This is a genomic window from Streptococcus sp. A11, from assembly GCF_043674225.1.
Taxonomy (GTDB): domain Bacteria; phylum Bacillota; class Bacilli; order Lactobacillales; family Streptococcaceae; genus Streptococcus; species Streptococcus suis_V.
In genome coordinates, this window is the sequence record NZ_JBIMJS010000003.1 from 41845 (window position 1) to 53812 (window position 11968).

Annotated in this window: 13 protein-coding genes and 1 pseudogene; 8 read left to right on the forward strand and 6 right to left on the reverse strand. The window is 43.7% G+C overall.

Features of this window, described 5'->3' with window-relative positions:
- Positions 1-4 precede the first annotated feature (4 nt).
- From ACHBIF_RS02620 to ACHBIF_RS02640, 5 genes are all read left to right on the forward strand, one after another.
- Positions 5-1441, forward strand: coding sequence for a 6-phospho-beta-glucosidase (locus ACHBIF_RS02620; RefSeq protein WP_394718480.1), 1437 nt, complete (start codon positions 5-7; stop codon positions 1439-1441).
- Positions 1442-1528: 87 nt separating this feature from the next.
- Positions 1529-2518 carry a lipoate--protein ligase gene (locus ACHBIF_RS02625; RefSeq protein WP_105110864.1) on the forward strand — a complete coding sequence of 330 codons (990 nt, stop codon included), beginning with the start codon at positions 1529-1531 and terminating at the stop codon, positions 2516-2518.
- A 149-nt stretch (positions 2519-2667) separates the two neighbouring features.
- Positions 2668-3516 carry an S-adenosyl-l-methionine hydroxide adenosyltransferase family protein gene (locus ACHBIF_RS02630; RefSeq protein WP_105110865.1) on the forward strand — a complete coding sequence of 283 codons (849 nt, stop codon included), beginning with the start codon at positions 2668-2670 and terminating at the stop codon, positions 3514-3516.
- A gap of 24 nt (positions 3517-3540) precedes the next feature.
- Positions 3541-4092 carry an ECF-type riboflavin transporter substrate-binding protein gene (locus ACHBIF_RS02635; protein ID WP_105110866.1) on the forward strand — a complete coding sequence of 184 codons (552 nt, stop codon included), beginning with the start codon at positions 3541-3543 and terminating at the stop codon, positions 4090-4092.
- 273 nt (positions 4093-4365) lie between these two features.
- Positions 4366-5349, forward strand: a complete 984-nt coding sequence (locus ACHBIF_RS02640) for a rhodanese-related sulfurtransferase (protein ID WP_105110867.1) — start codon at positions 4366-4368, stop codon at positions 5347-5349.
- 104 nt (positions 5350-5453) lie between these two features.
- Here the strand turns inward: ACHBIF_RS02640 and ACHBIF_RS02645 are convergent.
- From ACHBIF_RS02645 to ACHBIF_RS02670, 6 genes and pseudogenes are all read right to left on the reverse strand, one after another.
- Positions 5454-5787, reverse strand: a pseudogene (locus ACHBIF_RS02645) (transposase); the annotation flags it as partial.
- A gap of 238 nt (positions 5788-6025) precedes the next feature.
- Positions 6026-6361 carry a hypothetical protein gene (locus tag ACHBIF_RS02650; protein WP_394718484.1) on the reverse strand — a complete coding sequence of 112 codons (336 nt, stop codon included), beginning with the start codon at positions 6359-6361 and terminating at the stop codon, positions 6026-6028.
- Positions 6362-6365: 4 nt separating this feature from the next.
- Positions 6366-6692, reverse strand: coding sequence for a hypothetical protein (locus ACHBIF_RS02655; RefSeq protein WP_394718486.1), 327 nt, complete (start codon positions 6690-6692; stop codon positions 6366-6368).
- The gene (locus ACHBIF_RS02660; protein ID WP_394718488.1) at positions 6689-7792 is read right to left on the reverse strand and encodes a DUF3278 domain-containing protein; all 1104 of its coding nucleotides are present in this window, start codon (positions 7790-7792) and stop codon (positions 6689-6691) included. The genes ACHBIF_RS02655 and ACHBIF_RS02660 overlap by 4 nt, the downstream gene beginning before the upstream one ends.
- A gap of 11 nt (positions 7793-7803) precedes the next feature.
- Positions 7804-8022 (reverse strand): hypothetical protein, encoded by a 219-nt coding sequence (locus ACHBIF_RS02665; RefSeq protein ID WP_172021249.1) that lies wholly within the window; start codon positions 8020-8022, stop codon positions 7804-7806.
- Between the two features lie 15 nt (positions 8023-8037).
- Positions 8038-8226, reverse strand: coding sequence for a helix-turn-helix transcriptional regulator (locus ACHBIF_RS02670; protein WP_105122471.1), 189 nt, complete (start codon positions 8224-8226; stop codon positions 8038-8040).
- 207 nt (positions 8227-8433) lie between these two features.
- Between ACHBIF_RS02670 and rsmH the strand changes: the two genes are divergently transcribed.
- From rsmH to pbp2X, 3 genes are read left to right on the forward strand one after another with little or no spacing between them, the layout of a single operon-like run.
- The gene (gene rsmH, locus ACHBIF_RS02675) at positions 8434-9384 is read left to right on the forward strand and encodes a 16S rRNA (cytosine(1402)-N(4))-methyltransferase RsmH (RefSeq protein ID WP_394718491.1); all 951 of its coding nucleotides are present in this window, start codon (positions 8434-8436) and stop codon (positions 9382-9384) included.
- Positions 9385-9394: 10 nt separating this feature from the next.
- Positions 9395-9718: a cell division protein FtsL gene (ftsL, locus tag ACHBIF_RS02680; protein WP_105110874.1), complete on the forward strand. Its 324-nt coding sequence runs from the start codon at positions 9395-9397 to the stop codon at positions 9716-9718.
- On the forward strand, positions 9718-11967 hold the full coding sequence (gene pbp2X, locus ACHBIF_RS02685; RefSeq protein WP_394718493.1) for a penicillin-binding protein PBP2X: 2250 nt from the start codon (positions 9718-9720) through the stop codon (positions 11965-11967). The genes ftsL and pbp2X overlap by 1 nt, the downstream gene beginning before the upstream one ends.
- The last annotated feature ends 1 nt before the right edge of the window (position 11968 follow it).

Sequence of the window (11968 nt, forward strand, 5' to 3'; positions counted from 1 at the left end):
AAAGATGACAAGAAAAGTATTTCCAAAGGGATTTTTATGGGGTGGTGCTACAGCTGCCAACCAATGTGAGGGTGCCTACGATGCGGATGGCCGTGGTCTTGCCAATGTAGATGTGGTGCCAATCGGACCAGACCGTGGACCAATTATCACAGGTCGCAAAAAAATGTTTGACTTTGAGGATGGTTATTTCTATCCGGCTAAAGAGTCTATCGACATGTACCATCATTTCAAGGAAGATATTGCCCTCTTCGGCGAAATGGGCTTTAAGACTTATCGTCTTTCTATCGCTTGGACACGGATTTTCCCTAAGGGAGATGAGTTAGAGCCAAATGAAAAAGGCTTGCAGTTCTACGAAGAACTCTTCAAGGAATGTCACAAATACGGGATTGAGCCTTTGGTGACCATTACTCACTTTGACTGTCCGATGCATTTGATTGAGCACTATGGTGGCTGGCGCAATCGCAAGATGCTGGAATTCTACGAGCGTCTTTGCCGGACTCTCTTCACTCGCTATAAGGGCTTGGTTAAATATTGGTTGACCTTTAATGAAATCAACATGATTCTTCATGCGCCATTTATGGGTGCAGGACTTTACTTTGAAGAAGGTGAAAATGTAGAAGAGGTCAAATACCAAGCGGCCCACCATGAGTTAGTGGCTTCAGCTATTGCGACCAAGCTTGCCCATGAAATCGACCCAGAAAACAAGGTCGGCTGTATGTTGGCGGCGGGTCAATATTATCCAAATACTTGTCATCCGCGCGATGTCTGGGCGGCTATCAACCAGGATCGTGAAAATTATTTCTTCATTGATGTACAAGCGCGTGGGGAATACCCAAATTATGCCAAGAAGCATTTTGAACGCGAAAACTTGAATATCGTGATGACAGAGGAAGATTTGACCCTTTTGAAAGAGCATACAGTTGATTTCATTTCCTTCTCTTATTATTCAAGCCGTGTGGCATCTGGTGACCCAAAAGTCAATGAAAAGACAGCTGGTAACATCTTTGCCTCTATCAAAAACCCATATCTGGATGCCTCAGAGTGGGGCTGGCAGATTGACCCACTTGGCTTCCGTATCACGATCAACTCTATCTGGGATCGCTATCAGAAGCCAATGTTCGTTGTTGAAAATGGTCTGGGCGCTGTAGATACGCCGGATGAAAACGGCTATGTGGCAGACGACTACCGGATTGATTACCTACGCAAGCACGTTGAAGCCATGCGTGATGCCATTGTTGAGGACGGCGTAGAATTGTTGGGCTACACAACCTGGGGCTGTATTGACCTGGTGTCTGCAGGTACCGGTGAGATGAAAAAACGCTACGGCTTTATATACGTAGATCGTGACAATGAAGGTAATGGAACACTCAAGCGTTCTAAGAAAAAATCATTCGACTGGTACAAGAAGGTTATCGCCAGCAACGGTGCCGATATTGATTAATATAAAACAAGCCTCGCGCTTGTTTTTTGTTATCGTTTCCAATATAATAAAAGGTGGTTAACAATTTATAAAATCAAGGAGTCTAGCATGAAATACATTGTAAATAACAGTAACAATCCTGCTTACAATATCGCTCTCGAAGCCTATGCCTTCAAGGAATTGACCGATATTGATGAAATCTTTATTCTCTGGATCAATGAGCCTGCCATTATCATCGGTAAGCATCAGAATGCTATTCAAGAAATTAACAAAGAGTACACAGATGAAAACGGCATTCACGTTGTTCGTCGTTTGTCAGGTGGTGGCGCGGTATACCACGACCTCAACAACCTCAACTACACCATTATTTCCAATAAGTCTGAAGAAGGTGCTTTTGACTTCAAAACCTTCTCCAAACCTGTGATTGACACGCTGGCAACTCTGGGTGTTGAGGCTAATTTCACAGGACGTAACGACCTTGAGATTGATGGGAAGAAAATCTGTGGAAATGCCCAAGCCTATGCTAAAGGTCGTATGATGCACCACGGCTGTCTCCTCTTTGACGTGGATATGACCGTCCTTGCCAATGCGCTCAAAGTTTCCAAGGACAAGATTGAGTCTAAAGGGGTTAAATCTGTCCGTGCGCGTGTGACCAATATCAATGATGAATTACCAGAAAAAATGACTGTTCTGGAGTTCAAGGATGCCATCCTCAACCAAATGAAGAAGGAATATCCAGATATGGACGAGTATGTCCTGACTGACGAGGACTTGGCTCGTATCCAAGAAATCCATGATACCCAATTTGGTACTTGGGACTGGAATTTCGGTCAAACGCCTGAGTACACTGTGGAGCGCAACGTTCGCTACCCAGCAGGTAAAATCACAACCTATGTGAAAACGGAGAAATCTGTTATCGAAAATATCAAGATTTATGGTGACTTCTTTGGTATCGGAGATGTTTCGGATATTGAGAAATTGCTGATTGGTACACGCTACGAATATGCGGACGTCCTTGCCAAGTTGCAAGAAATCGATACCACGCATTACTTCTCACGCATGACGACAGAAGAAGTGGCTAAGGCTATTGTAGCCTAAGGAATAAGGAACTTGGGTGTATTTTTAATCAGACACTCAGGCTCCTTTTCTTGTTATAGTTAAAACTTATAACAGAGCTTAGAAATTACCTATTGGATTCTTGAAGCGTTTTTTGTTATCCTAGAACAGTATCAAATTTAGGAGAACTTATGTCTAATAATTTACTTGTTTTACAATCGGATTTTGGTCTTGTTGACGGAGCGGTTTCAGCCATGATTGGTGTAGCTCTCCAGGAATCACGTGACCTTGTGGTTCACAATTTGACCCACGATATCACCCCTTACAATATTTTTGAGGGCTCTTACCGCCTCTTCCAGACAGTGGAATACTGGCCAGAAGGCACTACTTTTGTATCGGTTGTTGATCCAGGTGTTGGCTCCAAGCGTAAGAGCGTGGTGGCATTGACCGAGCAAAATCACTATATCGTTACCCCTGACAACGGTACTCTGTCTTTCATCAAGAAGCACGTTGGTATCAAGGCAGTACGCGAGATTTCTGAAGTGGCCAATCGCAGAGCTAATACCGAGCATTCCTATACTTTCCATGGTCGTGATGTCTATGCTTATACCGGTGCTAAGTTGGCATCTGGGCATATCACTTTTGAAGAAGTGGGGCCAGAACTGCGAGTAGAAGACGTTGTTGAAATTCCAACCGTTCCAACAGAACTTGGACAAGACTTTGTCAAGGGCGCCATCGACATTCTCGATGTTCGCTTCGGTTCTCTCTGGACCTCGATTACCCGTGAGGAGTTCTATACCCTCAACCCGCAGTTTGAAGACCGCTTTGAGGTGACCATTTACAACAACGATATGCTGGTCTACCAAAACCAAGTGACCTATGGCAAGTCCTTTGCGGATGTCCGCATTGGTCAGCCACTCTTGTATATCAATTCCCTCTACCGTGTTGGTCTTGCTATCAACCAGGGTTCATTTGCCAAAGCCTACAACGTTGGTGTCGGTCAAAACTGGCATATTGAAATCAAACGCATTGTTAACTAAACATATTTTTTAAGGAGATTTAGGATGAAAAATAATTCTATCAAAACAGTTGTCGCAACCGGTATTGGTGCAGCCCTCTTTGTGGTAATTGGGATTTTAATCAGCATTCCGACACTTGTTGTACCAAATACTTCGATTCAGCTTCAGTATGCTGTCCAATCCCTCTTTTCTGTTATCTTTGGTCCAGTTGTTGGTTTCTTGGTCGGCTTTATCGGTCATGCTTTCAAGGATTCATTGCAGTATGGTTCACCATGGTGGTCATGGGTTTTGGCATCAGGTGTATTTGGTTTAGTGCTTGGTTTTGCCAAAAATCGTCTTCGTGTCCAAGAGGGAATTTTCGAGAAAAAAGATATTCTTTCCTTCAACATTTTCCAAATTATTGCTAACGTAGTAGCTTGGGGAGTAGTTGCACCTGTTTTGGATATCCTGGTTTATAGCGAGCCTGCAAATAAGGTTTTTGCGCAAGGCTTGGTTGCTGGTATTGTGAATGGCCTGACAGTGGCTATCGCAGGAACAATTTTGGTGGCTGTTTATACCAAATCACAAACTCAAACTGGAAGTTTGTCAAAAGATTAAGAAATGTGCCTGAGAAGAGATTCTCAGGTATTTTTCTGTTATAGCTTCAAACCATAATAACATGCAAATAGTCCTACCATCGGAGCAGTTTGGGAAATTGCAGGCATTGAGGGAAGAATTGTCAGACCAATAGTTCAATCAAGATTTTTGTATTTCTGCCGGATTCGGGGTATAATTTTACAGACTGTGTTATTGAAAAATAGCAGAGCTTCGAGCTGGTCAAATCGCTTGATTAGCGCTAATCTATTGCAAAGATTAAAGGAGAATCACACCATGTCAAAAGACATTCGCGTATTGCTATATTATAAATATGTTCCAATCGAAAATGCGGAAGCTTATGCAGCTGAGCACTTGGAATTCTGTAAATCGATTGGTCTCAAGGGTCGTATCTTGATTGCTGATGAGGGCATCAACGGTACTGTTTCTGGTGACTATGAAACAACTCAAAAGTACATGGATTATGTCCATGCTAACCCGCTTTTCAGCGACCTTTGGTTTAAAATTGATGAAGAAAATGAACAAGCATTCAAGAAAATGCACGTTCGCTATAAGAAAGAAATCGTACATTTGGGTCTAGAAGACAATAACTTCGATAGTGATATTGACCCGCTTGAAACAACAGGTGCTTACTTGTCACCAAAAGAATTTAAAGAGGCGCTTCTGGACGAAGATACTGTTGTTTTGGATACCCGTAACGACTATGAGTATGACCTAGGTCATTTCCGTGGCGCAATCCGTCCTGACATTCGCAACTTCCGTGAATTGCCACAATGGGTCCGTGACAACAAGGAAAAATTTATGGACAAGCGTGTCGTGGTTTACTGTACAGGTGGCGTCCGCTGTGAGAAATTCTCTGGCTGGATGGTTCGTGAAGGTTACAAGGATGTCGGTCAGCTCCACGGTGGTATCGCAACCTATGGTAAAGACCCAGAGGTTCGTGGCGAATTGTGGGATGGTAAGATGTACGTATTTGACGAGCGTATTGCAGTTGATGTCAACCATGTAGACCCAGTTGTTGTTGGTAAGGACTGGTTTGATGGCACACCATGTGAACGCTATGTCAACTGTGGTAACCCATTCTGTAACCGCCGTACCCTCATGTCAGAAGAAAATGAGCATAAGTATGTTCGTGGATGTTCTGCAGAATGCCGTGCCCATGAGCGCAACCGTTACATCTCTGAAAACGGCTTGACCCGCGAAGAATGGGCAGCACGTTTGGAGGTAATTGGTGAGAGCTTGGCACCAGTGCATGCTTAATTATATGTAGGAGTTTGGAGAAATCCGAGCTCCTTTTTTTCTGCCATTTTCTGGAACTTTACACTTAATACTCATACTCAACTAAAATCAAAAATAGCCAAACTCTAATCTCTACGTACAATTGATTTGAGTTGGGAAGGAGATAGGTTTTGAATAACCTCTTGAAGTTTATCAATAACCTCATTCAAGCTTCTAAATATCTTATTCTTGAAACCACGTTTGCGGATTTCGGCTCAGACTTGCTCATAGGGTTCAACTCTGGTGTGTAAGGTGGAATAAAGGTAAATGCTATATTCTCAGGGATATTCAATGTCTGAGATTTATGTCAGACGGCATTGTCCATGACTAGAATAATGTAGTCATCAGATAAGCTTCTGACAATTGGTCTAGAAATTCATTCATCCAATCACTATTACAACCACATGCTAAATGGACAAAGCCCACTGATTTTGCGCTAGCTGTTAGGCTCTGGTTTTCTGAGTAAAGAATGAGAGCCTGAATTTTTCTGTGATGTGGAATATTTGTCTTGTCTCTGAGGGCTTATTTTAATTCGTGAACTTGAGTGGGGGTGAGTTTGTTTGTCATAATACCATTAAGCCGATATTTTTGATTTTTGTTAAGTGTAAGAAATAATTGTCCGAAGACAAAGAAAAAGTTCGAGCTTGTACATCTCGAACTAGGTTCTTTTGAAAATTGACGGCAGTAAAAGTAGTAGTAACCAGACCAGGGAGGCTAGGAGCAGTAGCAGGTCAACATGCCCCGTAGCATAGCCCACTGCCAGGGTTGAAAGGATTCCCAATGCAGCGATAAGACGAAGAATACTGTTGTGTCTGTATAGAACCTGCCCCACTGAGGACTTGGTCTCCACTAAATGGAGAGTAAAGATAGGAATAGACAGGATGAACAATATTATCATGGGTTTGGGCTGATTGGTCAGAAAGCCATCAATGAGCAGACCAGTAATGATCAGGTAGTCTATGGCGAAGAGAAGGAGGGGTGTTTTCGATTTCATGTGTCTACTCCTTTTTGGTAATAAGGTAGACGAGGTAGAGTCCCATTGCCAATGGGAACAGGAGTCCGATTGGCTTGACCTTTTCTAGCCAGACCCCAATACCAAATACCAGAAGCAAGGCTAGCAGAGCGACGGCGATTTGGAGGAGGTAGTAGGCAATATCTTCTTGACTAGGTGACACACGCAGGCTAATGGTGATAGGGACGGTGAGGAGGCTAGGAGAGGCAAAGGGCTCTGGGGCCCAATAGGAGACCAGGCAAATGCTGGCAACGAAGATATAAATGATGCAGTATAGAATGGACTGTCGTTTAGTTGATAGGTGATTCTTCATTTTTTCCTCCTCTCCATTTTCCGTTGGTTTTCTTGGTCTTCCAGTCGTTTGACATAGTTGGTAGCAGAGATGACAATGCTTGCAAATAGTCCCATAAAACCAGCGTAGAAGAGGTTTTTAGGTTGGAAGAGAGTTTCGAGGACAGGACCATTGCTGTCAAACAAGTCTGAGACACTAGAAAAAATCAAGCTGAATAGGCTGACACCAATTCCCCAACGCAAGGGGTGGCGATAGGGTCGGGCTTGCTCCTCTGGACTGATTTCTTCAGGGTCGAATTGACCAAAATCACGGTTGAGCATCTGGACGCTGAGCACAGCGATGAGAATAAAGAGAATGGCACCGAGCAGGATAGGATACCAGGTTGCAACCTCGGTTGTAAAGCGAACAGCTAGTATAAAAGCGACAGCATTGCTTATCAAAAGAAACCAGCTTAGATAGACAAAAGCAAGACCGCCAATTTCATCAGCCTGTTCCCGCCGGCATTCATCCAAGGGACCTCGCACACCGTAGAAATGTTTGATGAGCTTGGTCATCCAGGGTTTTTCTTTTTTGGAAATAGCAGAGCTACTAGTTAGATTTTGAGCTTGTTTCTGGCGATAAACTAACTGAATGTGAGTCACAATCCCCACGAAGATACCGCCTAAACAAGCTGCGAAGAAAAAGCGAGGAGTGGTCAGATTGCTTATGAAGTCCATGTCTTTGTCCATCCAGGCCCCGAAAAAGGCATTCCAGAGATACATGACCAGAGTGAAATATACAGCGAATTTCACACTAGCCCACTTGAGGCCACGTACCTCTTTCTCCGACAAATCCTCCCTATCTAGTGCAGTCAGCTGGCTGCGATAGCTTTGGAGAGCCAGATAGCTCTGAAGTCCTAGCAAGATGATTTCTAAAAAGACTGGGTAGCCGTAGCCAACCTGCTCCGGAAATCGTTCGGACAAGGAGAGAGCCAGAAGAAGAGTAAACAGGAGTCCGATGAAGAGGAAGATGAAGGCCATATTGCCCAATCTCATGGCCTCTTTGCGGCGAAATTCATCCAGCGGACCTGCGATGCCGTAAAATCGTTTGATGAGCTTGTTTTGAAAAGTTTCCTTGTTCATAGCCTGTCTCCTTAGTTGAGATTATACCGTTTGATGAGGTAGGGTGTGATGTGATGAGTCGCTAGGAAGTAGACCAATCCCATAATGGCAACCTGAAGCCAACTGGTCGGTTTACTTGCTTGAGCAAGGAAATGGTCCAAGCTATAATCAGCGATATTCCAAATGGCCATCAGAAGAAGGAAGAGAATGGTTGAGAGGCTAGAGCGTACGATAGTTCTTTTGTTTTTCATAGTATTCTCCTTTCTTTAATCAATCCAAAAAAGGCTGTTGAGGTCGGTCTGTAGGATCTTGGCTAGGTTGATGCAGAGGTCCAGCGAGGGGTTGTATTTGTCATTTTCAATCATGTTAATGGTTTGACGTGAGACTCCGATAGCCTTGGCTAATTCTAGCTGGGACAGGCCGAGTTCCGTTCGGAAGGATTTGACACGATTCATATGACCTCCTATCTTATGTCACATATATGCGACATCTCTGTATAAAATTTTTTGAGGATGTCTCCTCCATTTTTGTCAAATATATCTGACATATTTCCTAATGTTATTATAAGAAAATCTTAAAGAGATGTCAACTATAATTGACATATTTTTTGTAAAAAGTTTGCAACATGGTTTAAGCTGATTTTATGGTACAATAGATAAGATATGACCAAGGAATTTAATCACACGACGGTTCTCTTGCATGAGACCATCGACATGCTAGACATCAAACCAAATGGAATTTATGTGGATGCGACACTGGGTGGGGCAGGGCATAGCGAGTACCTGCTAAGCCAGCTGACAGAAGGTGGGCATCTTTATGCCTTTGACCAGGATCAGACGGCCATTGACCATGCCCACATCCGACTGGCTCCCTATATTGAAAAGGGACAGGTGACCTTTATCAAGGATAATTTCCGCAATCTAAGGGCGCGTTTGGCTGAGATGGGTGTGACGGAGATTGATGGGATTTGCTATGATTTGGGTGTTTCCAGTCCCCAGTTGGATGAGCGAGAGCGTGGTTTTTCCTATAAACAAGATGCACCGCTGGACATGCGGATGAACCGAGAAGGGCATTTGACGGCCTATGATGTGGTCAATAGCTATGACTACCATGACCTGGTGCGGATTTTCTTTAAATATGGTGAGGATAAATTTTCCAAGCAGATTGCTCGTAAGATTGAACAGGCGCGTGCGGTCAAGCCGATTGAAACAACGACTGAGTTAGCAGAGCTGATCAAATCTGCCAAACCAGCCAAGGAACTCAAGAAGAAGGGACATCCTGCCAAGCAGATTTTCCAAGCTATTCGGATTGAGGTCAACGATGAGTTGGGAGCGGCAGACGAGTCTATTCAGCAGGCCATCGATTTGCTGGCGGTGGGAGGACGGATTTCGGTCATTACCTTCCATTCTCTGGAGGATCGCCTAACCAAGCAATTGTTCAAAGAGGCTTCGACAATTGATGTTCCCAAAGGCTTACCCTTTATCCCAGATGATTTGAAGGCACCACTTGAATTGGTCATAAGAAAGCCAATCTTGCCAAGTCAAGAAGAATTAGACAGTAACAACCGTGCGCATTCAGCCAAACTGCGTGTTGCTAAGAAAGTACATAAATAGGAGAGAGTCTATGTTGCAAGAAAAACGTAGAGAAACGACCATGCGTCTGATTAGTGAAAAAATCAAAACCTTTAACCGCGTTGAAAAGGCTTTTTATGCTAGCCTGGTATTTACAGCGCTGTTCTTGGCTATTGGGGTTATTTTCATCCAGACCAAGCTCTTGCAGGTGCAGGGCGAAATGGCACGGGTCAATCAGCAAATCAACTCCAAGCAGGTCGAAATTGACGATACTAAGCAGGCTATCCAGGAATTGACGCGCTCGGGTCGATTGATGGAAATTGCTGAAAAAGAAGGATTGACCTTAAACAATAATAACGTAGGGGTTGCCGAATAATGCAGACGAGACGAAAGAAATTATTACGGTACATATTGAAACAACGCTACCGGCCTTCGCAGAACCGGCGTAGGGTCGGTCAGAACCTGATTTTACTCAGTATTTTTACCTTTTTGGTTTTCCTTATCAACTTTGCTATCATTATTGGGACCGACTCCAAGTTCGGAGTGGATTTGTCAGTGGCCGCTAGTCGTGTGCACCAGCAAGAGGTAACAGTTCAAGCAAGGCGTGGGACCATCTATGATCGACTGGGCTTCCCAATCGCAGAAGATTCGACCACCTATACGGTCTATGCAGTCGTTGATAAGAATTATGTATCAGCTTCCAATGAGATTTTATATGTAGAGTCGAGCCAATTCTCCAAGGTGGCTTCTATTTTTAAAAATCTTCTAGATATTGATGAGGAGTATGCTCTCAAGCAGTTGAAGCAGCCAGAATTGAGCCACATTTACTTTGGTGCTAAGGGGAAAAATATTTCCTACAATACCATGATGACCATTAGTCAGGAAATGGAAGCGGCCGGCATCAAGGGCATTAAGTTTAACATGAGCCCTGGTCGAATGTATCCAAATGGGAATTTTGCCTCAATTTTCCTTGGATTGGCGACGCCTGACGAAAATGAAGATGGAAGTTATAGCTTGAGCGGCAAGACAGGCATGGAATACTACCTCAATAGCATTCTCGCAGGTCAAGATGGCAAGATTATCTACGAGAAAGATAACAAGGGCCGGATTCTGCCTGGAACAGAGGACATCAGGGTTCGGCCAGTAGATGGCCAAGATGTTTATACGACTCTATCTGCTGATTTGCAACGTTCGCTAGAAACCAACATGGATATTTTCTTTGATAAGACAAAGGGAAAATATGCCAGTGCAACCTTGGTATCAGCCAAAACTGGTGAGATTTTAGCGGTCACGCAACGACCAAGCTATGATGCGGATACAAAAGAAGGGTTAGCTGATAAAGATTTGCTCCAGTACTCCCTTCTGTATCAGGCCACTATGGAGCCAGGTTCGACCATGAAGGTCATGACCTTGGCATCAGCAATCGATAGCAATGTCTTTGATCCTAATCAGATGTATGTCAATAATGGCTATACCATTGCGGATGCAACGGTTAACGACTGGACGGTCAATGGGGGAGAGTCTGCTGTTTCCCTCAATATGGCCCAGGCATTTGCCCTATCCAGTAACGTCGGGATGATCATGTTGGAACAAAAAATGGGCAATGAGAAATGGTTGGATTACCTAGCCAAGTTCCGTTTTGGCTATCCGACACGTTTTGGAATGGGGTCTGAAAGTGCAGGCCTCCTGCCGGGCGACAACATCGTAACCATTACCATGTCTTCATTCGGTCAGGGTATTTCAGCGACTCAGGTCCAGATGTTGCGGGCCTTCTCGGCTATTGGTAATGACGGAACCATGTTGCAACCCAAGTTCATCTCAGGCTTGTATGATCCAAATTCCGATTCGGTGCGTATTGCCAAACCTGAAGTGGTTGGCCATCCTGTATCTGAAAAAGCAGCTTCAGATACACGGGATTACATGATCACAGTTGGGACTGATCCAGTTTTTGGTACGCTCTATAACAAGTGGACTATGTCTCCTGTTATTCAGGTTAATGGTTATGATGTGGCAGTAAAATCAGGTACTGCCCAGATTGCCAAGGAAGATGGAACGGGTTACATTGATGGTCGATACCTTCAGTCAGTCGTAGCCATGGTTCCAGCTGAGGATCCAGAATTTATTATGTATGCAACCGTGAGAGAGCCAGAATCCTATACTGGAATGGAGTGGGAGGATATATTTAATCCAATACTGAAAGAGGCTATGTTATTGAAAGATAATTTAAACTTGGATAATGTTGCTCCTTCATTGCAGTTTGTGGAAAATGAAACAGAATTTAAGTTACCAGATGTTATTGGTCAAGGCCCAGGCACAACTGCTGAGGAATTGCGTCGTTATTTAATTCAGCCAGTTATTGTAGGGAATGGTTCCGAAATAAAGAAAGTATCTGTAGATGTCGGAACAAATCTTTCTTCAAACCAGCAAATTCTCTTGCTGACAGATTCAGTAGAGGATATGCCAGATTTATATGGTTTGACAAAAGAAAATATGGATATTCTTGCAGAATGGCTAGGTCTTGAAGTCGTCTATAAGGGAGAGGGAAGTCTGGTTGTGGACCAGAATGTTGCCTTTGGTCGAGAGCTGAAGAAAACCAAGAGATTAACAATTACATTAGGAGATTAAC

Excerpts from the sequence above, each read along its gene's own strand:
- ACHBIF_RS02620 (WP_394718480.1), top strand. The coding sequence starts at position 5 with ATGACAAGAAAAGTATTTCCAAAGGGATTTTTATGGGGTGGTGCTACA.
- ACHBIF_RS02625 (WP_105110864.1), top strand. The coding sequence starts at position 1,529 with ATGAAATACATTGTAAATAACAGTAACAATCCTGCTTACAATATCGCT.
- ACHBIF_RS02630 (WP_105110865.1), top strand. The coding sequence starts at position 2,668 with ATGTCTAATAATTTACTTGTTTTACAATCGGATTTTGGTCTTGTTGAC.
- ACHBIF_RS02635 (WP_105110866.1), top strand. The coding sequence starts at position 3,541 with ATGAAAAATAATTCTATCAAAACAGTTGTCGCAACCGGTATTGGTGCA.
- ACHBIF_RS02640 (WP_105110867.1), top strand. The coding sequence starts at position 4,366 with ATGTCAAAAGACATTCGCGTATTGCTATATTATAAATATGTTCCAATC.
- ACHBIF_RS02650 (WP_394718484.1), bottom strand. The coding sequence starts at position 6,361 with ATGAAATCGAAAACACCCCTCCTTCTCTTCGCCATAGACTACCTGATC.
- ACHBIF_RS02655 (WP_394718486.1), bottom strand. The coding sequence starts at position 6,692 with ATGAAGAATCACCTATCAACTAAACGACAGTCCATTCTATACTGCATC.
- ACHBIF_RS02660 (WP_394718488.1), bottom strand. The coding sequence starts at position 7,792 with ATGAACAAGGAAACTTTTCAAAACAAGCTCATCAAACGATTTTACGGC.
- ACHBIF_RS02665 (WP_172021249.1), bottom strand. The coding sequence starts at position 8,022 with ATGAAAAACAAAAGAACTATCGTACGCTCTAGCCTCTCAACCATTCTC.
- ACHBIF_RS02670 (WP_105122471.1), bottom strand. The coding sequence starts at position 8,226 with ATGAATCGTGTCAAATCCTTCCGAACGGAACTCGGCCTGTCCCAGCTA.
- rsmH (WP_394718491.1), top strand. The coding sequence starts at position 8,434 with ATGACCAAGGAATTTAATCACACGACGGTTCTCTTGCATGAGACCATC.
- ftsL (WP_105110874.1), top strand. The coding sequence starts at position 9,395 with ATGTTGCAAGAAAAACGTAGAGAAACGACCATGCGTCTGATTAGTGAA.
- pbp2X (WP_394718493.1), top strand. The coding sequence starts at position 9,718 with ATGCAGACGAGACGAAAGAAATTATTACGGTACATATTGAAACAACGC.